Below are 22,059 nucleotides of genomic sequence, written 5' to 3' on the forward strand. Positions count from 1 at the left end.
CGCCCGGGAGGGGAAAACATGGCTAGTGAAGAAATGGAGCAGCTTGTCCGTCGCGAATACACTCAAGGATTCGTGACAGACATTGAAAGCGATACCGTACCGCCCGGTCTGGATGAGAGCACCATTGCCTTCATTTCGGAGAAGAAGGGTGAGCCCGAGTGGATGCTCGAATGGCGTCTCGAGGCATATCACCAATGGTTGAAAATGACGACGCCATCCTGGGCGCATCTGAATTATCCGCCTATCGATTACCAGGCGATCTCCTATTATAGCGCCCCGAAGAAGCCTGAAGATCGTCCCCAGAGCCTTGATGAGGTCGATCCGAAGTTGCTGGAAACCTATGAGAAACTGGGGATCCCGCTGCACGAGCGTGCCGCATTGGCAGGCGTGGCGGTCGATGCGGTCTTCGATTCGGTGTCGGTCACCACGACTTTCAAGGAACAGTTGGCTGAGGCTGGCGTCATTTTCTGTTCGATTTCCGAGGCGATTCGTGATTACCCCGAACTGGTCAAGCAGTATCTGGGCAGTGTCGTGCCTCAGGGGGACAATTTCTTCGCCGCACTCAATTCGGCCGTCTTCACCGATGGCTCGTTCGTCTATGTTCCGGAAGGCGTGACGTGCCCGATGGAACTGTCAACGTATTTTCGAATCAATGCGGCCAATACCGGCCAGTTCGAACGCACACTGATCATCTGTGAGAAACAGGCGCAGGTCTCCTATCTGGAAGGCTGCACGGCCCCCATGCGCGATGAGAATCAGCTGCACGCTGCCGTGGTGGAACTGGTGGCGCTCGACGATGCCAAGATCAAATATTCGACGGTACAGAACTGGTATCCCGGTGATGAGGATGGCAAAGGGGGGATCTATAACTTCGTCACCAAGCGTGGTGATTGCCGTGGCGACCGTTCCCATATCAGTTGGACCCAGGTCGAAACCGGTTCCGCGATTACCTGGAAATATCCGTCATGCATGCTGCGGGGCAAGGACAGTATTGGTGAGTTCTACTCCGTCGCGGTGACCAATGGTCGTCAACAGGCGGACACCGGTACCAAGATGATCCACATCGGTGAGAATACACGTTCCACCATCGTGTCCAAGGGGATTTCCGCTGGACGTGCCAACCAGTCATATCGCGGACTGGTCAAGGTCGGGCCCAGGGCCAAGAACGCGCGTAATTTCACCCAGTGCGACTCCTTGCTGATCGGTGATACCTGTGGAGCACACACCTATCCCTATCAGGAGATAGGCAATAGCTCCTCGATAGTCGAACACGAAGCGACGACCTCGAAAATCGGTGAAGATCAGCTCTTTTACTGCCAGAGTCGCGGCATTTCCGAAGAGGATGCCGTCAACATGATCGTCAATGGCTTCTGCAAGGATGTCTTCCAAGAGTTGCCGATGGAGTTTGCCGTCGAGGCAGAGGCGTTGTTGAACGTGACGTTGGAAGGCGCAGTAGGGTAAGGCAACGGTTGAGCGCCGCGAGCGCGTTTCCCGGATTCGGTAAACCAACATATTTGCAGGAGTTGCTGCGGCGGCTCGGAACGAAACAAAGGTATCAACATGCTCGAAGTCAAGGATCTGCACGTTTCAGTAGAAGGCAGCGAAATCCTCAAGGGACTGAATCTCACCCTCAAGCAAGGGGAGGTCCATGCCATCATGGGGCCCAACGGTGCGGGTAAATCGACCCTGTCGGCCGTTATCTCGGGTAAGGAAGGCTATGAAGTGACTTCCGGCAGCATCACGTTCGAAGGACGTGATGTGTTGGAAATGGAAGTCGAGGAACGGGCGCAAGCCGGGTTGTTGCTGGGATTTCAGTACCCGGTGGAAATTCCCGGCGTCAAGAACATCTACCTTCTCAAAGCGGCACTCAACGCACAGCGAGCTGCGCGAGGCGAGGAGGAGATTCCGGCACCTGAGTTCATGAAGCTGGTCAAGGAAAAGCTGGCGGCCATGAAGATGGATCCAAGCTTCTTGCAACGCGCCGTCAATGAGGGCTTCTCGGGGGGCGAGAAGAAGCGTAACGAGATTCTGCAGATGCTGGTTCTGCAGCCGCGCCTGGCCATGCTCGATGAAATCGATTCAGGGCTGGATATCGACGCGATGCGTGTCGTGGCGGATGGCATCAACTCCTTGCGCGATCCGGAGCGAGGCGTCCTGATCGTGACGCACTACCAGCGTCTGCTCGAACATGTCGAACCGGATGTCGTCCATGTACTGGTCGATGGACGAATCGCCAAGACCGGTGACAAGCAGTTGGCTTATGAACTGGAATCGCGTGGTTACGAGTGGGTTCTCGAGGAGTCTACGGCATGAGCGATGAACAGACATTTCTCGACACGCTGCAGGCGCGTAATGAGGCTCGTGGCGATGAGCCGACCTGGATTGCGGCGCGTCGCCAGGCAGGCGCGGCACGCTTTGAGGCCGTCGGCTTTCCGCACAAGCGGGTCGAAGCCTGGAAATATACGGATGTGCGCGCGATTGCTCGGGGGGAGTTCAGGCTGGCCGATAGTGCCGACTTCTCACCGGCGACTGCGGCAGCATTGACGTTACCGATCGAGGCGCTACGTCTGACGTTTGTCGACGGCGTGTTTTCCCGCGCTTTGTCGGATCTGAATACACTGCCATCCGGTGTCACGATCGAGCCGTTGTCGCACGCGCTCGAGGCTAACCATGAAGCGGTTGGCGGTGCATTGGGGCGCTTGGCAGGGGTCGATTTTTCACCGTTCACGGCACTCAATACGGCGTTTGCCGAAGAGGGGGCGGTCATCCGGCTTGCCCCGGGGACGGTCGTGGAAACGCCGATCATCATACAGTTCCTGTCGCGGGCCAACGAAGCACCGGTCATGAGCCACCCACGAGTGTTGATCGAGGCCGGTGGTCGGAGTGAAGCGACGGTAATCGAGCATCATGCCGGCGAGTCCGGTGCTACCAATTTCACTAACTTGGTTAGCGAGGTCATGCTCGACCGCAGTGCCATCCTGAGCTACTACAAGCTGCAGGAAGCCCCTGTTGGTGACTTGCATATCGCCAGTCTGCATGTCGAGCAGGGTCGTGACAGCCGCTTCACCTCGTTCAACCTGAATCTTGGTGGCGCGTTGGTTCGTAACGATATCATCGACGACCTCAATGCCGAAGGGGCCGAAACCCAGTATAACGGCCTGTTCTTCGTGCGTGACCGTCAGCACGTCGATAACCATACGTTGGTCAACCACAATGCGCCACGTACCTATTCCAACGAGAATTACAAGGGGATTCTCGACGGCCGAGCGCGAGGCGTGTTCAACGGCAAGGTGATGGTCAAGCGGGATAGCCAGCAAATCGAGGCTTACCAGAACAATGCCAACTTGTTGCTATCCGATCGAGCCGAGATCGACACCAAGCCGGAACTCGAGATTTACGCCGATGATGTCAAGTGCTCGCATGGGGCAACGACAGGGCAACTGGATGAAGACGCCATTTATGCACTACGCACGCGTGGTATCGACAACCAGATGGCTCGGGGCCTCCTGACCCTGGCGTTCGCCGGTGAAGTCATGGATCAAGTGACGCTGGACGTGATTGCTGAGCGTGTCGAGCTGGCAGTAGCCGGCAAGCTTCCCGAACGTTTCAATCTGACAGGGTTGGTTGAAACAGCCTCGGCGTTGGGAGAAAAGTGATCATGACCGATTTCAGTGACCTGATGCTGGATGTGGTGAAAGTGCGTCGTGATTTTCCTATCCTGGATAGGCAAGTACACGACAGACCTCTGGTGTATCTCGATAATGCAGCCACCAGCCAGACACCGCATCAAGTGATAACGGCTCTGGATGAGGTCTATAGACGCTATAATGCGAACATTCATCGAGGTCTCCATACGCTGGCGGATGAGGCGACGGAAGCATTCGAGAAGACGCGTGATACCGTTCGGGATTTCATCAATGCCGCTGATCGGCGTGAAATCATTTTCACCCGCGGTACTACCGAAGCGATCAATCTGGTAGCCAACGCTTGGGGTCGCAGTGAGTTGAAAGCGGGTGACGAGGTGCTGGTGTCGCGCCTCGAGCATCATTCGAATATCGTTCCCTGGCAGTTGTTGGCCAATCAGTCGGGAATTGTGGTGAAAGTCATCCCGATCGATGAACGGGGTGTTTTGGACATGGACGCCTATCGGGACCTCTTCACGTCTCGCACTCGCCTGGTGGCCGTCAATCATATCTCCAATGCTTGCGGAACGGTCAATCCGGTTGCCGAGCTGACACGCATCGCCCATGAACACGATGCGTTGATCATGATCGATGGTGCGCAAGCCGCTCCTCACGAGCCGATCGACGTTCAGGCCATCGACGCCGACTTCTACGCGTTTTCCGGCCATAAAGTCTATGGGCCGACGGGAGTTGGTGTCCTGTACGGCAAGGCAGCGTTGTTGGAGGCGATGCCGCCCTGGCAGGGCGGCGGGGAAATGATCGATCAGGTATCATTCGAGACACCTACGACCTTTGCCGCCATCCCGCATAAATTCGAAGCCGGTACCCCGGCGATTGCCGAAGTGATCGCGTTGGGAAGGGCATTGGAATGGGTTTCCGACATCGGCGTGTCGCTGATCAGTGCCTGGGAGCAGCGTCTGCTGTCTCATGCCACGGAAGAGCTGTCGCGCATCGATGGGTTGCGGATTCTGGGCACGGCACCCGACAAGGCGGCGGTCATTTCCTTTGTCGTCGATGGCGCGCATGCCCAGGACATCGGTTTGTTGATCGACCAGCTTGGTGTCGCGATTCGCACCGGCCATCATTGTGCCCAGCCGCTGCTATCCGCCTTTGGAGTCGATGCGACGTGTCGTGCATCGTTTGCGGCATACAATACCCCGGAAGAGATCGATATCTTCGTTGAATCGCTCGATCGCGTATTGGGCATGTTGCGTTGATCACTTGCGGAACAGGAGACTAGGTCAAGATGGAGCAAGTCGATACGCTCGCCAAGGGACAAGACATCCCGTTACAACGTGACGTGGATGCGATCGCCATCCCGTTCGGCAAGACCGAGACGCTACCGGAAGACAGTGTCGTCTCGGTCATGCAAGCCAAGGGCGGCACCGTCAGTGTGGCTTACGAGGGTCGGCTGTTCCTGATCGAAGGCGCCAATTTCGATGCACTCGGGATGGAGCCACTGTCACGGCCCACGTTGGCGGAAGACGCCAGTGACGAGCAAGTCGAACAGTTCGTCTGGGATCAGTTGCGTACTTGCTATGATCCCGAAATTCCCGTCGATATCGTCGAGTTGGGTCTGGTCTATGGCTGCCGAATCGAACGGTTACTGTCGGGTGAGCGGATTGTCACGATTCGCATGACCCTGACGGCACCGGGCTGCGGTATGGGGGATGTCATTGCCGCAGATGCACGTAACAAGATTCTTGGCGCTCCTCAGATTTCACAGGTTCACGTCGAGACCGTTTTCGATCCTCCCTGGAGTCGTGAGATGATGAGTGACGAGGCGAAACTGGAACTGGGGATGTTCTAGGTTGTTCAACCGGTAGCCATTTGGCGGCAGAAGGTGAGGATAGCGGATGCTCCCGCTGCAATGGAAATGGCTGAAGGTATTGTTGATGGTGCTCGGGGCCGGCGTGGTAATCGCCGGCTTGCTTTTCGTTGCTGCCAATCTGTGGGTTCTGTCACGCACTCAGGGTCGTATTGAACATCACTTGACGCAATGCACGAAACAACCGGTCGGTATCGTCTTCGGTACGTCTAACTGGACCCGTGCCGGTGGGCGCAATCCCTACTTCGAAGCACGCATGCAGGGGGCGGCACAGCTGATTGACAGGCAATTGGTGAATCATCTGCTGTTGTCTGGCGACAATCGTACTCGCTTCTATAATGAACCCGTCACGATGTGGCGGGATCTGCGCGCCAGGAAGGTGAGCGAGGCGGACATGACGCTGGATTATGCCGGTTTCAGTACGTTTGACACGCTGGCGCGAGCGCGCGAAGTTTTCGGGGTCGAGCAAGCAATGCTGGTAACGCAGTCGTGGCACTTGCCACGAGCGTTGTTCATTGCCGATGCGCTAGGCCTGGAGGCGACTGGTTGTGCGGTATCGGCGGATCAGCGATCCAGAGATTGGCGCCTGGAAGCCCGTGAATGGGTTGCACGGGTGACCATGTTGGGGGATGTCTACTTATGGGGCCGCCAACCTTACTTCCTCGGACCGCGAGAGCCGCTTCAGGTTGTGCCTCCGGATCAACTCATGCCACCGGCGGTGCCAGCTACCGATTGAGTGATATGACGGCCGTGCCGCTAGCTCGTTTTCTTCTGCAGGCGATAGAGTATGCGAATCAGCTCACGGCAACCTTTCCAGCAACGCTCCGTTACCGGTTCAATGGGATCGGGGAGGGGGTGAGTATGCAATGTGGCCAGTGCCTGCATCAATACACGTTCCTGCTCGAGTAGCTCGCCGATCAGTACTTGACTGTCGTTGCCCACAAAGCTTTTCAGCCGACTCCATAGCCACAGGTAGTCGTCACGCTCGACGTCGGCATCGCGCGGCAGCATGTGCAGGTGTTTTTTGGCAAGCTCCTGCAATTCGTCAAGATCCTTGCCGCGGGCCTCGTAGAGCGGCTTCAGCGTTTCACGTAGCGATGGGCGCAAGCGCTCGAGGTTGTCCTGAAAGTAATCGAGACTGTCCGCGAGCGCTTCCAGAACGCTATCCATCGCCACTTGGCGATTATCGAGAAACATGAGCGGTCACCTCCTCCGGTGACGCTGATTGTGCGGGTGGAAACAGTGTTTTGCTAGCCCCTTTTGCAGAATTTTGCGATTTCGTCGCAAGTCATGGCTCAGCCCTTGGGTTTTGGCGGTGCCTTGCGGGTCGGTGTCGCACTCTTCTGCAAATGTTCGATGATCAGTCCGGCGATGTCCTTGCCGGTGGCGGCTTCTATACCATGCAAGCCAGGTGACGAATTGACTTCCATGATGACGGGGCCATGGTTCGAGCGCAGCAAGTCGACACCGGCAACCCGCAGTCCCATGGCCTTGGCGGCGCGAATGGCGGTGGAGCGCTCCTCAGGCGTAATACGGATCACGCTGGCATTGCCACCGCGGTGCAGGTTGGAGCGAAACTCGCCTTCGAGTGCCTGACGTTTCATCGATGCCACGACCTTGTCACCGACCACCAGGCAACGAATGTCGGCTCCCTTGGCTTCCTTGATGTATTCCTGAACCATGATATTGGCTTTCATCCCCATGAACGCCTGAATCACGCTTTCCGCCGCCTGGTTCGTTTCCGCTAGTACCACACCGATGCCTTGAGTGCCTTCAAGCAATTTGATCACCAGAGGAGCGCCCTTGACCATCTTGATCAAATCGGGGATATCGTCCGGTGAATGGGCGAACCCCGTGACTGGCAGACCGATACCCTTGCGAGACAGCAACTGCAACGAGCGTAACTTGTCGCGTGAACGGGTGATGGATACGTTATCATTCAGAACATGAGTTCCCATCATTTCGAATTGCCGGAGCACCGCGCATCCGTAGAAGGTAATCGAGGCACCGATGCGCGGAATGATGGCATCGAAGTGCTCGATTTCTTCGCCCTTGTAATGGATCGATGGCCGGTGCGAGGCAATATTCATGTAGCAGCGCAACGTATCGACCACACGCACACTGTGGCCACGTTCTTCGGCAGCCTCCATCAGACGACGTGTCGAGTACAGGGTGCGATTGCGGGATAGCAGGGCGATATGCATGGCTCTCTCCGTCTCGGGAACAGCGACGTGGAATCGCTATCAGGGTTCGCCGTGGAGGAAGGCGGCCCCGGGTGCGATCAGCAAACGACGCATGGCACGCCGCCCCAAGAGCATGGGGTGGCGCATGTCGCGTCGATCTGCGAGTGACAATTCTACGGGTATATCCAGTTCGCCCAGCAGGATCCGGGTGCGGATGATATAGCGCCATTCTGCCATACCATTGGAGCTGGTAACACGTCGCCGGTCATGTAAATGGAGCGTGTATCGGTGGGCCGGGCTATCGGGGCCACCACCACGAGTGGTAAAGCTGACCCACAGGTGACCATCCTCTTCGAATGGCTCGATGTCCTCGGCATGCAGTGACGAAGTCCGCGCACCGGTATCGGCCTTGCAACACAAACAGAGTTGCAGTTCTGGCAGTGTCACCATTTCCCGGCGACCGATGATTGCCTTGGGTTGGTACGGAAGCTCTTTCATAATGACAACATACTCAATCCGGCCGATGGAGTTGCGCGAGACGGTTTCCGATGGCCGAATCGGCTTCGGCGCCGCGAAGTGACATCAGCACGGGCAAGCGCAAGCGAGGAATCATGGCCAAATCACGCGCCAGTGCGGAGAAGTCGGCGTCAGGATTTTCCGCCACTCGTGTGAGGAAGAGCGGCAGTCGTTTCTCGTCTTCCAGGTGCTCCCAGCCTCGGGCCGCGATGGCGGCAAACAGGTCGGGGCCGCAGGCCGCCGGGTCGTCAAGAAGCTCGTGATACCAGCTTGCTGCGATCGCCGATGGGCCTTGCCCGATGGCTCGTACACAGGCGCAGAACGTTTCGATATCGCCTGCATGTGCAGCTTCATCCCCTCTGGCCCGGATTGCCTTTGCCAGCTCGGTATTGACGACGACATGCGCCAGGCAATCGCATAATGGACGCAGCACATCGACAGGTAGGTAGACGAGACGTGACGCCAGGGCAGCGCTGGTCGTATCGTCCAGCCGAGCCACGACATCGGCGATTCCCTGTAACCCCAGGCTTTGCCAAGGCTGATCGGACAGTTCTCCCGTCAAGTAGGCTTCTGCCAACTCATAATGCTGGCTGGCTGGCTGACCCAGATCCCTGCTCGCGTGAGCATGCAACATGGCTTGCATGGGCAGGCTGGGAGTGAAAGCGAGTGGATTGTCCTTCATCAGGTTATCCACATTGCGGGGTGTGTCGCTCGCACTGTGCCCCAGGGTTTCGAGCAAGCGTTGCAGGAAGGCATCTCTCGGGCCCGGCAGTAACTGGCTGTGTTCATCCAGGGGCAAGGCCAGGAACCAGATGATCGGATCCTGACGATTACCCAGAGTGAAAATGCAGGCCAGCCGCGCTTCCCCTTTCCAGGGAAACGGCCAGGGCACCTTGCCAGTCTCCAGTTCGGCTAGCTCATCGGCGTTGGATGCCGCGAGGCGACGCCCTAAATGATAGAGAGTCAGGCTAGCGCCACTGCGTATGAAAAAATCGTGAAGCGTGTGAATCGGCTGCATAGTTCGTGTTCCGTGTCGAGCGGGGCACTGTACCCCGCCGACCGGGAGGTTGTCAGCCATTCATGGCATTCAGCCCGTGTTTTTCGTGATCAAAAATTGCACAATATTCGCAAAGCAGCATGTTGCGTCGGCTTGCGACGTTTATCCCATGATTATCCACAGAGTCTTTCACGCTAGTTGTGCATGAAGTCTACGGAGATTGCAATGGGGCAGCACTACGGCTGCCGGTCAGGTCGCGTCGCTTCATGAACATGAATAAAACAACGAGTCTGGCCAGTGCAGCCTACGAGCGAGATAATGGGGGAAACGACTGTGGAGAGGCAATATGAATGTGCACCAGGAACTCGATGAATCGCTGCGGCGGCTCGAGGCAACGCTGAAAGCCGCTGACATGTGGCGTATGCCCGAACCGCCACCACAAGCGTATCAGAGTCAGGCGCCCTTCTGTCTCGACACCATGGAGTTACCGCAATGGTTGCGGTTCGTGTTCATTGCCAAGTTGGACACTCTGGTGGAAGAAAGGGCATTGCTGCCTGAAAAGAGTGAAGTGGCACCGGCTGTAGAGCACTATCTGAAGCAACAGCAGGCCAAGGCCAGCACCCTATTGTTGGTCGTCAAGGCCATCGAGGAGGTGGATCGCGTGATTACGGAGAGCGACTGAGCGATGACCTATTATTTCGCCTACGGGAGCAATATGAATCCGGCTAGGGTCCGTGCCCGAATCGGCCGAACACGACATGTCATGGCGGGAACCCTTCCCGATCATGTATTGGCGTTCAATAAAGCGTCCCGCATTCCTGGCATTGCACATGCCAATGTCGTCAGTCGACCGGGGGAACGAGTCGAGGGAGCACTATTTCAACTCGAGCACGCCGAACAGATCGAATTGATGGATCCCTTCGAGGGAGCACCACATGATTATCAGCGGCAACGACGCGCCATACTGACCGCAGAGGGTGACATCGACGCCTGGGTTTACATTGCGGTTCCTGAACGTACCCGAGCGGGGCTGAAGCCGGTACGGGAGTATCTCGACCATTTGCTGGCGGGCAGGCCGTTTCTGAGTGACGGCTATCATGGCTGGTTGAGTGCGGTCGATGCCGTCGAGGGGCTGGATCAGGCGACACTCGCGGTACTCGGCCTGTCGCATGACTCGCCGCGCTGAGAACCATGGCGACAAGGGCCATGACATACGATGACACCGAGCCGAGCTGGCTCGGTGTCATCACTACTGCTGGTGTGATTGCAGGGTCTATCAGAAGCGGACGGTAACACCGCCGCCAATGGTGACCGGATCGACCTCCGCGTTACCGACTTTGTTGCCATTCTGTTCGATATCCGCATCGACATCGGCATAATTGGCGAAGCCATTGAGCATGACGTTGTCGGTGATGGCCAGATCCACACCCACCTGGCCGACAGCGCCATAGGAACTCTCGGCATCCAGATTGCCAGGCTCACCAGAGAAGCGAGTGTAGTTGAGGCCTGCGCCCACATAGGGCTGTACACGGGAGTCCACGCCACCGAGTGGGTAGTAGTTCATCATCAGGTTGACGGGCATGCGGTCAACGCTGCCGGCATCGCTACCACTGAGGCGCAGGTCATGTTCGAATTTCTCGCTGCCCCCTAGTTCGACGCCAACCTTGTCGGTGAACAGATAGCCCAGTCCATAGGTGAACCCCGTCTCATCCTTGATGGTCAATTCACTGCCACCGATATCTCCGTTGTCGGAATCATGAGGTTCGGATTTGGCCACGCCACCACGAACGAAGATATCTCCGGCGCTGTAGGCCAGAGCAGATTGGGCAGCGAACAGGCAGCTACCAGCGATCACGGCGGCAGTCATGAATTTCAGTTTGCTCATGGGTCACTCTCCCTTGTGTATCGAGGTCAAGCGGCGAAACCCGGCTGGTCTCATGCACTTGACGTGTCATCGTGAACGACTCAAGTATAGGAAACACTGTTTCCTAAGTCCGTTTGAAAAAAGTTATCAAACCAATAATCGCTATAATGACTGCATATCGTACGTCGGTGAATCCGCAGTGAGCGGTTGCCGAGAGATCACTAAAGGTCGCTAACGTGTTGAATATCTTCTTAACTGGAAGAGGAAGGCGTTAATCCTCTAAGGGAGGGTACTGATGGAACAGGAGACGATCGATAAGAACCCATGGCTTCCGTTGGCCACGATGGGGGTCTCGGCAGTGTTGGCATTATGGCTGTTATGGCGCCCGGAACTGCTATCGGCACTGGGCATGCCGTTACGGGTGCCCGCGATCTTATTAGGCGTCTGGGCCTTGGGCGCCGGGTTCATGTACGGCATGGGGTTGCGCCCCGTCCAGGGGTGGTGCCGTCGCTTACTGGGAGCCCCAACCTGCTGGTGGGTTCTGGGTGCCTTTACGCTGTTACTGATGTGGCGGGCGTGACGTATATTGCCAGGTGGGATGAAGCCGACCGAGGGCGCCCAAAGGCGCCCTCGGTCATTGGGGTCATACATTGTCGAGGCTATCGAACTCTTCGGTGATGGCCGAATCCGGTTCACCGCTGATCAAACTGACGATCACGATAGCGAGATAAGCGAAGATGACGCCAGGGACGATCTCGTAAAGATCGAATAGACCGCCTGACAGTTCCGCCCAGAGCACGACCGTAATGCCGCCTACGAGAATACCCGCCAGTGCTCCCCACTGATTCATGCGGCGCCAGAATAGCGCCATGACGAGCGCGGGACCGAAGGCCGCACCGAAGCCGGCCCAAGCATACGAGACCAGCCCGAGCACGGTGGAATCAGGGTTCATGGCCAACAGGTAGGCGATTATGGCGATACCGATAACTGCCAGGCGTCCAACCCAGACCAGCTCGGTTTGTGACGCATCCTTGCGGAACATGGCCTTGTAGAAATCGTCGGTCAAGGCCGATGAGGAAACGAGTAGCTGCGAGTCGGCCGTGGACATGACCGCTGCCAGGATGGCGGCAAGCAGTATACCGGCTACGGCTGGATGGAAGATGGCATTGACCATGACCATGAAGATCGTCTCACCGTCGCCGAGATCGCGAGACATATACACCAGTCCCAGAACCCCGACTGCGACGGCGCAGATCAGGCAGAGGCCTGACCAGCTCACGGCGATACGACGAGCAACGGGAATCTCGTCTTCGCTACGGATGGCGGCGAAACGAGCGAGGATATGCGGTTGGCCGAAATAACCGAGCCCCCAGGCCAGCGAGCTGATGATACCGATCGCCGTCAGGGTCTCGCCATTGGATGCATCGACGAACCAGCTCAACATATCGGGATTCTCGGCCAGGATCTGGTCACTGGCGCCACCAAATCCTCCGAGGGAGATCAGGGCAATGACCGGCACCGCTACCAAGGCAGCAGCCATCATCAGGCCCTGTATCAGGTCGGTCCAGGAAACCGCCAGGAAACCACCGAAAAAGGTGTAAGCAACAATGGCCAGGGTGCCTACCGTGACGGCGAGGGTGTAGTCGAGACCAAAGACCGTTTCGAACAGCTTGCCGCCTGCCACCAGGCCGGAACTGGTATAGAACAGGAAGAACAGCAGAATGAATACGGCCGATACGATACGCAGCAGTTGCGTATTGTCGCGGAAACGGTTGGCGAAGAAGTCGGGCAGAGTCAGCGAATCATTGGCCTTGAAGCTATAGATGCGCAGACGTCTGGCAACGATCAACCAGTTCAGCCAGGTACCTATCAGCAGGCCGACGCCGATCCAGCTTGCCGAGATACCACTGACATAGGCGGCGCCGGGTAATCCGAGCAACAACCAGCCGGACATATCCGAGGCGCCGGCGGAAATGGCCGACGTCCAAGGGCCCAGTGAGCGTCCGCCGAGGATGTAGTCGGACAAGTTGGTGGTACGTCGGTAAGCGATGATGCCGATACCGAGCATCACTACCAGATAGACCGCGAATGTCAGTCCAATTGTCAGATTGTTCTCAACCATGGTTCATCATCCTTCCAGGTTGTTGTTTTCGAGGTTAGCTTTCCTGCGTACATGTCCCTGATCAGGACAGACTTGTTGAGTGTCGGTCATTCATCCTCCAGTGCCAGCAATGAGGCGTTGCCACCCAGGGCTGCAGTGTTGATGGTGAGAGACTTTTCCGTGGCAAAGCGCAACAGATAGTGCGGGCCGCCGGCCTTGGGGCCGGTGCCGGACAAGCCCTGGCCACCGAAGGGCTGTACGCCGACGACCGCTCCAATGATATTGCGGTTTACGTAGACATTACCCACGCGAACCTTGTCGGCGATACGTTCGGCAAACGACTCATTACGGCTGTGGACCCCGAATGTCAGTCCATAGCCTCGCTGGTTGATCGACTCGATGACATCGTCGATCTCTGCAGCACGATAGCGGACGATATGGAGAATCGGTCCGAATTGTTCATGCTTCAGATCATCGATGCCGTCAATGACGAATGCGGTTGGCGCGATGAAGGTACCGTTGCCCGTCTGTGTCGGGTCAAGCCGGGTTTCGGCAATCAAGCGATCTTCCTGCTTCATCTTGTCGATATGGGCGCTTAGCCCTTGGCGAGCGTCTTCATCGATGACGGGGCCCACATCGGTGCCAAGATCACGGGGATCTCCGACTCGCAACTCTGCCATGGCGCCCTTGAGTATCTCGATGACGCGATCGGCGACGTCCTCTTGTAGATAGAGTATCCGCAAGGCGCTACAGCGTTGACCGGCGCTTTGGAACGAAGAGTGGACGACATCCGCCACCACTTGTTCGGGCAGCGCCGTGGAGTCGACGATCATGGCATTCAACCCGCCCGTTTCGGCAACCAGTGTTGGCAGCGGTGCGCCTTCGCGGGATGCGAGGCTTCGGTTGATGACTTGCGCCGTATCGGTGCCGCCGGTGAAGACCACGCCGGTAATGCGGGGATCCGAGGTGAGGACGCTGCCTACCGTCGGCCCATCGCCCGGTAACAGTTGGACGACATCCCGCGGCATGCCGGCTTCGTAAAGCAACTCGACGACCCGGTGAGCGATCAATGACGTTTGTTCCGCTGGCTTGGCCAGGACGGTGTTGCCAGCGACTGCAGCGGCGACCATCTGGCCACAGAAAATGGCTACCGGGAAATTCCAGGGACTGATGGCCGCAAATACCCCTTTGCCGCCGAGCATCAACTCGTTGGATTCGCCAGTGGGACCGGGCAAGGGAGTCGACTCCGCAAACAGTTCCTCGGCACGCGTGGCGTAATAGCGACAGAAGTCGACGGCTTCGCGGATTTCATCGACACCATCGGTGAGCAGTTTGCCGCCTTCCCGCGAACATAGCGTCATCAACTCGGCCATGTTGGCTTCCATCAGCTCGGCCAGGCGACGCAGGATGTCGGCACGTTCGCCGGCCGGCGTCGACTCCCAGCGTGGGAAAGCTGCCCAGGCGGCATCGACGGCCTTGGCAGCCTGCTCACCGGTGGTCCATTGCACACTGCCCACCTGGACGCGTTGATCGAAAGGGCACAGCACTGGTTGACGGGCGTCGGGATCGTGCGGGACATCAAATGCGAGCAGCGGCTTGGCATGGTATTCCTGATCCATGAAGGTCGCCATCTCGTCAACGAGCGGTTGATATTGACTGCGGATGTTCAAGTTAACTCCCTGTGAATTCTTGCGCTTTGGCCCGTAGATGTCAGAGGGTAGAGGAATCTTGTCGTTGGTATAGGTGGCGTATTGCTCCAGGGTTTCCACCGGATGCACGCAAAGGGATTCGACCGGAACGCGAGGATCGACCAGTTGGTGGACGAATGACGAGTTTGCACCATTCTCGAGGAGACGACGCACGAGATAAGGCAGCAAGTCCTTATGTGCCCCTACCGGGGCGTAAATGCGGCAGTAAGTGCCTTCTGGTGCGCGTTCGAGAGCCGCATCGTAAAGGGCTTCACCCATCCCGTGAAGGCGCTGGAACTCGAAGGCACGGTCAGTTTCATTGGCGAGCTCCAGAATCGTGCTGATGGTATGGGCGTTATGTGTGGCGAACTGAGGAAACAGGCAACCGCGCGTGTCGTTCGATAGCAGGAAGTGGCTGCATACCAGATAGGCGACATCCGTGTTGGCTTTTCGGGTGTAGACTGGGTAGCCATCGACACCGAGTTGCTGGGCCTCCTTGATTTCGGTATCCCAATAAGCTCCTTTCACGAGTCGCACGGGGATTTCGTCGCCTTGCGCATCAGCCAGTCGATTGAGGTAGTGAAGCGTCGGCAGGGCCCGCTTCGAGTACGCCTGGACGACCAGACCGAAGTGCCCCCAGCTCTGGCAGACATCGCTTTCATACACTGCACGGAAGACTTCCAGTGACAGTTCCAGCCGGTCGACCTCTTCGGCATCGATCGTGATCGCGACATCCCGTTCCCTGGCCATGGCTGCCAGTTGTTTGACGCTATCCACCAGTTCTTCGAGAATCTGCGTGCGGCGCCCGAACTCGTAGCGTGGATGCAGGGCCGAGAGTTTGATCGAGATCGAGGGGGACGGCGTGGTACTTGCCAGCGAACGACTCGTTTTACCGACTTGCTTGATGGCATTGGCGTAATCATCGAAATAGCGTTTGGCATCGTCTCGGGTACGGGCGGCTTCACCAAGCATGTCGTAGGAGTAGGTATAGCCCTTGTCGAACAAGGGACGAGAGCGCTTCAGCGCTTCATCGATGTCGCGCCCCAGCACGAACTGCCTGCCCATGATTTTCATGGCTTCATACATGGCACGACGAATGACCGGTTCGCCGAGCCGGTTGACCATCTTGTTGATGAAATTGGCGGGCTTGCCTTCTTTGGGATGGTCGAGGTTGATGACGCGCCCCGTCATCAGCAGTCCCCAGGTAGACGCGTTGACGAACCAGGATTCGCTTTGGCCCAGGTGCGATTTCCAGTCGGCCGGTCCCAGCTTGTCCTCGATCAAGGCGTCGGCGGTTTCCTTGTCGGGAATCCTCAGCATGGCTTCGGCCAGGCACATCAGCATCAGGCCTTCATGGGTATCCAGACTGTACTGTTGCAATAATTCGTCGATCGAGTCGACCGCGGTGTCCATGTGACGGACATCGTTCACCAGCTCGGCGGTCTTGTCGGCAATGCGTTTGAAATCGTCCTTGTCGGCGGATAGTACCGCCACCAGTTCCTTGACGAAGGCGTCTTCATCGACGATGTAATGCTCGCTGATGCGATCGAAGAGGGTATCGAGGTCCTGTTTCCAGGTGGTGGTAACGAGCATATTGTCCGCATTCAGCATCTGACTACCCCTAGCTTGTAGTGGTTGAGCCGTTACGGCTCATGTCCTCGAGCGACTGGTTCGTGTGCGTTTGACACATGAGGTGGTCGCTGGACATGGCAACGTGGTAGATCGAACCCAACATTTGACTAGCATGAATGTAGAGTGGGTGAAGGATAAGTGTCTTGCCAATTTCTCGGCAGGATTTGTCAAAAACCCGGGAAAGTTCATTCATGCTGACAGATTATAGACCTTGGTCTAAAGGGGAGGAGAGTCTGTCTCAGCGGTCGAGGTAGGAAAGAAGCGGCGCGGGGTAACGGGACTGGGACACGACGGCCGGGTAGTCACCAGGGCCCGCCATGGACCCCGGACACACCCGGACAGTGTCATCTAGACATTGAATCGGAAGTGGATGACATCGCCATCAGCGACGATGTAATCCTTGCCTTCGAGTCGCCACCTGCCGGCGTCCTTGGCGGCCTGTTCGCCGCCGAGAGATACATAGTCCGTGTAGCTGACCACTTCGGCACGTATAAAGCCTTTCTGGAAATCGGTGTGAATGACTCCCGCGGCCTCCGGTGCCGTCGCACCAATCGGCACCGTCCAGGCACGGACTTCCTTGTCACCGGCAGTGAAGTAGGTCTGCAACCCGAGTAGCCCATAGCCTGCCCGTATGACGCGATCGAGCCCGGGTTCCTCCATGCCGAGTTCATCAAGAAATACATCGCGCTCATCGTCGTCGAGCTCGGCTATCTCCGCCTCGATCTGATTGCAGACCGGCACGACGACTGCCGCTTCCGAGGCGGCGATGTCCCTCACGGTATCAAGGTAGGGGTTATCCTCGAAGCCATCGTCATTGACGTTGGCGATATACATGGTTGGCTTCAGCGTCAGGAAGTTGAAGCTCTTGAGCTGGCGTTTCTCATCGTCGCTGAGTCCAAAGCTGCGCAGTGGCAGGCCTTCGGCCAGATGGGGCTGGATACGATCCAGGATTGCCTTGGTAGCAATGGCCTCTTTGTCGCCGCTCTTGACGACGCGTGTCAGGCGCTGGATCGAACGTTCCACACTGTCCAGGTCGGCTAGGGCCAATTCCAGGTTGATGGTGTCGATGTCGGCGCGTGGATCGACCTGATTACTGACGTGAATGACGTTATCGTTATCGAAACAGCGGACGACGTGAGCGATGGCGTCGGTTTCGCGGATATTGGCGAGAAATTGATTACCCAGGCCTTCGCCCTTGGATGCGCCTGCGACCAGGCCGGCGATATCCACGAACTCCATGGTGGTGGGAATCACTTTCTGAGGTTTGGCGATTTCAGCCAGTTTGTCGAGACGCGGGTCGGGCATTGGAACAATGCCGACATTGGGCTCGATGGTGCAGAATGGAAAGTTCTCGGCATCGATGCCGGATTTGGTCAAGGCATTGAAAAGCGTGGACTTGCCGACATTGGGCAAGCCGACGATACCGCAGTTGAAACCCATGGAAATGTCCTGCAAAGCGTGTTCACGAGTAAAGAGATGGCTGGCTTTTCAGTCGGAGGCCGAAAAGCTGTGCAGCCGGTTCATGGCCTTGGACCAATCGCCTGCCAGGGCGTCGGGAAGCGTTGTCTGAATTTCATCGAGTGCCGCTTCGATAGCCGAACGTTCCGATTTACCGGGCCGGCCGAGTACGTACTGCGTGACCTGACTCGAGTCGCCGGGATGGCCGATACCCACCCGAATACGCGAGAAAGACTTGTCGTTCCCCAACGCGCTGGCAATGTCACGTAGGCCATTGTGACCGCCATGGCCACCGCCATGCTTGTAACGGGCCGTACCCGGTGATAGATCCAGCTCATCGTGAGCGATCAACAGGTCGTTGGATGTCAGCTTGTAGAACTGACATAGGGCCGCAACCGAAGCGCCACTACGGTTCATATAGGTTTGGGGAATGAGCAGGTGCCGCTCTTCGCCCGCCAGCAAGAGTCGAGCATGAAGTGCTTGAAACTTCTTCTCGAGGCGAAGAGAGACATGATGATGACGAGCAATGGCGTCGACCAGCCAGGCACCGGCATTATGCCGCGTGTCATCGTACTTCGGTCCGGGGTTGCCCAGACCGACGATCGCTTTCACTTGGCTCATGCCGGTGCCCTTTGCTTCACTGGAGGAGTCTCGACTCCGTTTTACTCGCTCTTGTCTTCCTCGCCACCATCAGAGCCGTTATCCGACGCATCCTGGGAAGGTTCGTCTTCCTCGCCGGCAGCTTCGGTCGTACCGCGAGTCGGATGGGTGATGCTGACGACACCGGCGTCATGATCCTCGCCATGAGACAAGGCAACGGAGGAAACGCCTGCCGGCAGCTTCAGATCCGAGATGTGCAGTGTGTCGCCGAGTCCAAGCTCGCTGATGTCGACTTCCAGGTACTCAGGCAGATCCTTGGGCAAGCAACTGACTTCGACGTCGGTCGCGAGGATGTGCAGAAGACCATCCTGCTCCTTGATGCCTTGGCAGTTTTCTTCGCCCACCACGTGCAGCGGTACGTGCATGGTCAGTTCCTGGGACGCATCAATGCGCAGGAAGTCGGCGTGGGTGACGAGCTGCTTGTAAGGATGCCGCTGCAAGTCACGCACCACGACTTGCTCTTTCTTGCCTTCGATGTCGAGCGTGATCAGTGAAGAGAAGAACGCCTCTTCTTCGATCGCCTTGTAAAAGACCGTCTTGTCGATGGCGATGGCGTGCGGTGCCTTCTCGCCACCGTAGACGATGGCCGGCACCTGCAGGTTCGCACGACGCAGGCGGCGGCTCGCACCTTTCCCCAGGTCGTGGCGAACATTGCCCGTAAGTGTGTAATCTGACATTGGTTGGTAACCTCATTAGTTAAAAAAGGAAAACGCTTGGGCCCGCGACCAGATCCAGCGCTTCCATTATCGCCCGTAGGCGTGCGTACCCGGCGCTATGTTCTCACGTTAGTGGAACATGGCGCTGACGGATTCTTCATTGCTGACGCGACGGATCGCTTCGGCGATCAAGCCGGCCACTGACAACTGACGAATCTTGCCGCTGCGACGTGCCTGCTCGGACAGCGGGATCGTGTCGGCCACGACCAGTTCATCGAGCACGGAGCCGCTGATATTGTCGATGGCCGGTCCCGACAGTATCGGATGCGTGGCATAGGCGACGGCTCGGCGAGCACCGTGCTCCTTGAGCGCTTCGGCTGCTTTGCATAGCGTGCCGGCAGTATCGACCATGTCGTCGACGACGACGCAGGTACGATCATCGATATCGCCAATGATATGCATCACCTGAGCCTGGTTGGCCTGGGGGCGGCGCTTGTCGATGATGGCCAGGTCGGCATTGAGCTGTTTGGCGATGGCTCTGGCCCGAACCACCCCGCCGACATCCGGTGAGACGACGACGAGATCGTCGTAGTTCTGGCGTTCGATATCGTCGAGCAAGATCGGAGAACCATAGACGTTGTCGACGGGGACGTCGAAGAATCCCTGAATCTGGTCGGCGTGCAAATCCATGGTCATAACGCGGTCGACGCCTGCCTTGACCATCATGTCGGCAACGACCTTGGCTGAAATCGGCACTCGCGAGGAACGGACGCGGCGATCTTGGCGAGCGTAACCGAAGTAAGGGATGACGGCCGTGATACGCGTGGCGGAGGCCCGGCGTAGCGCATCCACCATCAAGATCAATTCCATCAGGTTGTCATTGGTCGGCGCGCAGGTGGACTGCAGGATGAATATGTCCTTGCCACGGACATTCTCATTGATTTCGACCGCGATCTCGCCGTCACTGAATTGTCCGACCGTGGCATGGCCGAGGCGATTGTCCAGTCCCTCGGCAATCTTTCGGGCGAGTTCGGGATTGGCGTTCCCGGTAAAAACCATCAATTTAGACACGCGCAGCCACCTTTGCAGTCTTGGGGATCTCTTGCTGGGATGTCGACAGTCCACGCGCATGGCGAGAAATGGCTGGGGTAGCAGGATTCGAACCTGCGCATGGCGATACCAAAAACCGCTGCCGTACCACTTGGCTATACCCCAGTAACTCATGCTTGGCGGCGCGATCGTCGCGTCGCCTTCTGCTGCCACACGGGAGCTGCCATGATTCAAGTCTGTTCGCTATCAGGTGCGACATCCCAAAGCAGCATGGAGGGGGGACAAATTGCAGCCGCGAGCCTTGAAGGCCTGCCAACTGCTAACCAGTCGGGACAGTATGCTATCGGCCTGTCGTTCGCTGGTCAATCGAGCGAAAACGCACGCCCCCGTGCCGGTCAGCATCGTTGGCGCTTGGCCCGACAGCCACCTAATGGCGTCATCGACTGGCGGATACAGTGCTCTTACCGCCGCCTCGCAATCGTTGTGCCAGGTCGACACGCCCCCCTGCAGTGCGCGCGCCATACTAATCGGGGGGGTGTCGCGTGTCAATTGTGGCGCCTGGAATACGTCAGCCGTCGCGATCGATACGCCAGGGTGTACGACGAGGAACCAGGGGGTATCCAGTGTCACTGGTATCAATCGCTCACCGATACCTTCGGCCCACGCGGCGCGCCCTCGGACGAAGACCGGTACGTCGGCACCCAGTGCGAGCCCCATGGACGCCAGGCGATCCTCATCGATGTCCAGTTGCCATAGCCTGTTCAGTGCGACGAGTGTGGTTGCGGCGTTGGAGCTTCCACCGCCCAGGCCTCCGCCCATCGGTAAACGCTTATCCAGACGGATATCGGCGCCATATTCCGTTCCGGTTGCCTGTTGCAGGCGTCGGGCGGCCCGGACGATCAGGTTATCGTCATGTGCGATACCGTGCAGTCGGGTTGCCAGTCGGATGATGCCATCGTCACGGCATCGGAAATGCAGGGTGTCGCCGATATCGAGGAATTGAAACAGCGTCTGCAGTTCGTGGTAACCGTCGGGCCGCCTGCCCGTGATGTGTAGCAAGCGGTTGAGCTTGGCGGGGGCGGGTAGGCTCAGTTCGCCGGTTGCTGGTTCAGTCATCGCGGTCGTGTGGTTGCCATTCATTGATGACGAGTGTGGCTCGTACGTCGTCACGGGTCATGATGAGTCGTCGCGGCAGCCATAATTCATCGGCCAGCAGCCAGTCGCGATACTCGATGTCCCAGCCATCCTGTTCGAGACGTTGGGGAAACCCCTGGTCATCCCTGTCGAGCCGTTCTCCACCATCGGGTGAGGGAAGACCGCGTACCCAATAATGTAAAGATGATACGGGGAGCGACCAGCCGAGCTGCTCTTGCATCAAGGCTTCAGGCGTTTCTGCTTCGAATCTGCCCTCGCTGGTCGACAAGGTGACGCCACGACTGCGTCCTTCAAGTACGGTGCGACCACTACCGAAGGGACCACTCAGGAGCATACGGTAGTATGCGGGGCCCTGGTGCCAGTCGAGATTGGCACTGGTGGAGTCGTTGGGCAGGCGCAACCCAACCTTGCCGACCAGTTGCCAGCGTTCCAGCGCTTCGACCCGGGGCAGTTGGTCGTCCCATTCACCGGGTTGGGGACCGTCTTCGGAAGAAGGGGGGCGGGTAGCACAACCGGCCAATAGCAGCGTGAACAGTAACAGCAGTAACAATCGGTTCATGAGCACTCGCATTCGCATTCGGGGGAAGG

22 protein-coding genes and 1 tRNA gene are annotated in these 22,059 nt (G+C 57.6%); 9 read left to right on the top strand and 14 right to left on the bottom strand.

All coding sequences use genetic code 11. From position 1 onward, the window contains the following. Positions 1-18: 18 nt before the first annotated feature. The 6 genes from sufB to FVV99_RS13365 all read left to right on the top strand — a co-directional run bounded on the left by sufB (position 19) and on the right by FVV99_RS13365 (position 6,247). Complete coding sequence (gene sufB, locus FVV99_RS13340; protein WP_148254586.1) at positions 19-1,461, top strand: Fe-S cluster assembly protein SufB; 1,443 nt, start codon at positions 19-21, stop codon at positions 1,459-1,461. Between the two features lie 99 nt (positions 1,462-1,560). After that, positions 1,561-2,313 (top strand): Fe-S cluster assembly ATPase SufC, encoded by a 753-nt coding sequence (sufC, locus tag FVV99_RS13345; protein ID WP_148254587.1) that lies wholly within the window; start codon positions 1,561-1,563, stop codon positions 2,311-2,313. After that, positions 2,310-3,656 carry a Fe-S cluster assembly protein SufD gene (gene sufD / locus FVV99_RS13350; protein ID WP_148254588.1) on the top strand — a complete coding sequence of 449 codons (1,347 nt, stop codon included), beginning with the start codon at positions 2,310-2,312 and terminating at the stop codon, positions 3,654-3,656. The genes sufC and sufD overlap by 4 nt, the downstream gene beginning before the upstream one ends. Before the next feature lie 2 nt (positions 3,657-3,658). After that, a complete protein-coding gene (locus tag FVV99_RS13355; RefSeq protein ID WP_148254589.1) occupies positions 3,659-4,900 on the top strand; it encodes a cysteine desulfurase in 1,242 nt (413 codons plus the stop codon). Between the two features lie 29 nt (positions 4,901-4,929). After that, on the top strand, positions 4,930-5,493 hold the full coding sequence (gene sufT, locus FVV99_RS13360; RefSeq protein ID WP_148254590.1) for a putative Fe-S cluster assembly protein SufT: 564 nt from the start codon (positions 4,930-4,932) through the stop codon (positions 5,491-5,493). A 46-nt stretch (positions 5,494-5,539) separates the two neighbouring features. Then, positions 5,540-6,247 carry a SanA/YdcF family protein gene (locus FVV99_RS13365; protein WP_236645412.1) on the top strand — a complete coding sequence of 236 codons (708 nt, stop codon included), beginning with the start codon at positions 5,540-5,542 and terminating at the stop codon, positions 6,245-6,247. 20 nt (positions 6,248-6,267) lie between these two features. On the opposite strand, the gene FVV99_RS13370 is transcribed toward FVV99_RS13365, so the two are convergent. The 4 genes from FVV99_RS13370 to FVV99_RS13385 all read right to left on the bottom strand — a co-directional run bounded on the left by FVV99_RS13370 (position 6,268) and on the right by FVV99_RS13385 (position 9,228). After that, positions 6,268-6,708: a hypothetical protein gene (locus FVV99_RS13370; RefSeq protein WP_148254591.1), complete on the bottom strand. Its 441-nt coding sequence runs from the start codon at positions 6,706-6,708 to the stop codon at positions 6,268-6,270. A 98-nt stretch (positions 6,709-6,806) separates the two neighbouring features. Beyond that, a complete protein-coding gene (rimK, locus tag FVV99_RS13375) occupies positions 6,807-7,715 on the bottom strand; it encodes a 30S ribosomal protein S6--L-glutamate ligase (RefSeq protein ID WP_148254592.1) in 909 nt (302 codons plus the stop codon). Positions 7,716-7,754: 39 nt separating this feature from the next. Then, the gene (locus FVV99_RS13380) at positions 7,755-8,192 is read right to left on the bottom strand and encodes an ATP-dependent zinc protease family protein (protein ID WP_148254593.1); all 438 of its coding nucleotides are present in this window, start codon (positions 8,190-8,192) and stop codon (positions 7,755-7,757) included. Positions 8,193-8,205: 13 nt separating this feature from the next. Beyond that, positions 8,206-9,228 carry a DUF3549 family protein gene (locus FVV99_RS13385; RefSeq protein WP_148254594.1) on the bottom strand — a complete coding sequence of 341 codons (1,023 nt, stop codon included), beginning with the start codon at positions 9,226-9,228 and terminating at the stop codon, positions 8,206-8,208. Between the two features lie 325 nt (positions 9,229-9,553). On the opposite strand from FVV99_RS13385, the gene FVV99_RS13390 reads away from it, so the two are divergent. After that, positions 9,554-9,889: a YqcC family protein gene (locus tag FVV99_RS13390; RefSeq protein WP_148254595.1), complete on the top strand. Its 336-nt coding sequence runs from the start codon at positions 9,554-9,556 to the stop codon at positions 9,887-9,889. A 3-nt stretch (positions 9,890-9,892) separates the two neighbouring features. Further along, on the top strand, positions 9,893-10,393 hold the full coding sequence (locus tag FVV99_RS13395; RefSeq protein ID WP_148254596.1) for a gamma-glutamylcyclotransferase family protein: 501 nt from the start codon (positions 9,893-9,895) through the stop codon (positions 10,391-10,393). Between the two features lie 90 nt (positions 10,394-10,483). On the opposite strand, the gene FVV99_RS13400 is transcribed toward FVV99_RS13395, so the two are convergent. Then, the gene (locus FVV99_RS13400; RefSeq protein WP_148254597.1) at positions 10,484-11,092 is read right to left on the bottom strand and encodes an OmpW/AlkL family protein; all 609 of its coding nucleotides are present in this window, start codon (positions 11,090-11,092) and stop codon (positions 10,484-10,486) included. Positions 11,093-11,366: 274 nt separating this feature from the next. On the opposite strand from FVV99_RS13400, the gene FVV99_RS13405 reads away from it, so the two are divergent. After that, positions 11,367-11,651 (top strand): cyd operon YbgE family protein, encoded by a 285-nt coding sequence (locus FVV99_RS13405; RefSeq protein ID WP_148254598.1) that lies wholly within the window; start codon positions 11,367-11,369, stop codon positions 11,649-11,651. Positions 11,652-11,714: 63 nt separating this feature from the next. On the opposite strand, the gene putP is transcribed toward FVV99_RS13405, so the two are convergent. The 9 genes from putP to lolB all read right to left on the bottom strand — a co-directional run bounded on the left by putP (position 11,715) and on the right by lolB (position 22,030). Continuing rightward, positions 11,715-13,193 carry a sodium/proline symporter PutP gene (gene putP, locus FVV99_RS13410; RefSeq protein ID WP_148254599.1) on the bottom strand — a complete coding sequence of 493 codons (1,479 nt, stop codon included), beginning with the start codon at positions 13,191-13,193 and terminating at the stop codon, positions 11,715-11,717. 86 nt (positions 13,194-13,279) lie between these two features. Further along, complete coding sequence (gene putA, locus FVV99_RS13415; protein ID WP_148254600.1) at positions 13,280-16,471, bottom strand: bifunctional proline dehydrogenase/L-glutamate gamma-semialdehyde dehydrogenase PutA; 3,192 nt, start codon at positions 16,469-16,471, stop codon at positions 13,280-13,282. Positions 16,472-16,840: 369 nt separating this feature from the next. Next, a complete protein-coding gene (ychF, locus tag FVV99_RS13420; protein ID WP_148254601.1) occupies positions 16,841-17,932 on the bottom strand; it encodes a redox-regulated ATPase YchF in 1,092 nt (363 codons plus the stop codon). 48 nt (positions 17,933-17,980) lie between these two features. Further along, the gene (gene pth / locus FVV99_RS13425) at positions 17,981-18,571 is read right to left on the bottom strand and encodes an aminoacyl-tRNA hydrolase (protein WP_148254602.1); all 591 of its coding nucleotides are present in this window, start codon (positions 18,569-18,571) and stop codon (positions 17,981-17,983) included. A 41-nt stretch (positions 18,572-18,612) separates the two neighbouring features. Then, on the bottom strand, positions 18,613-19,287 hold the full coding sequence (locus FVV99_RS13430) for a 50S ribosomal protein L25/general stress protein Ctc (RefSeq protein ID WP_148254603.1): 675 nt from the start codon (positions 19,285-19,287) through the stop codon (positions 18,613-18,615). Positions 19,288-19,395: 108 nt separating this feature from the next. Beyond that, on the bottom strand, positions 19,396-20,337 hold the full coding sequence (locus FVV99_RS13435) for a ribose-phosphate pyrophosphokinase (RefSeq protein WP_201745103.1): 942 nt from the start codon (positions 20,335-20,337) through the stop codon (positions 19,396-19,398). A 69-nt stretch (positions 20,338-20,406) separates the two neighbouring features. Beyond that, a tRNA-Gln gene (locus FVV99_RS13440) sits at positions 20,407-20,481 on the bottom strand. A gap of 81 nt (positions 20,482-20,562) precedes the next feature. After that, positions 20,563-21,432: a 4-(cytidine 5'-diphospho)-2-C-methyl-D-erythritol kinase gene (ispE, locus tag FVV99_RS13445; RefSeq protein WP_148254604.1), complete on the bottom strand. Its 870-nt coding sequence runs from the start codon at positions 21,430-21,432 to the stop codon at positions 20,563-20,565. Further along, on the bottom strand, positions 21,425-22,030 hold the full coding sequence (gene lolB, locus FVV99_RS13450) for a lipoprotein insertase outer membrane protein LolB (RefSeq protein ID WP_236645413.1): 606 nt from the start codon (positions 22,028-22,030) through the stop codon (positions 21,425-21,427). The genes ispE and lolB overlap by 8 nt, the downstream gene beginning before the upstream one ends. Between the last annotated feature and the right edge of the window lie 29 nt (positions 22,031-22,059).

Source organism: Aidingimonas lacisalsi (genome assembly GCF_008079445.1).
In the GTDB taxonomy this organism is placed as follows: domain Bacteria; phylum Pseudomonadota; class Gammaproteobacteria; order Pseudomonadales; family Halomonadaceae; genus Aidingimonas; species Aidingimonas lacisalsi.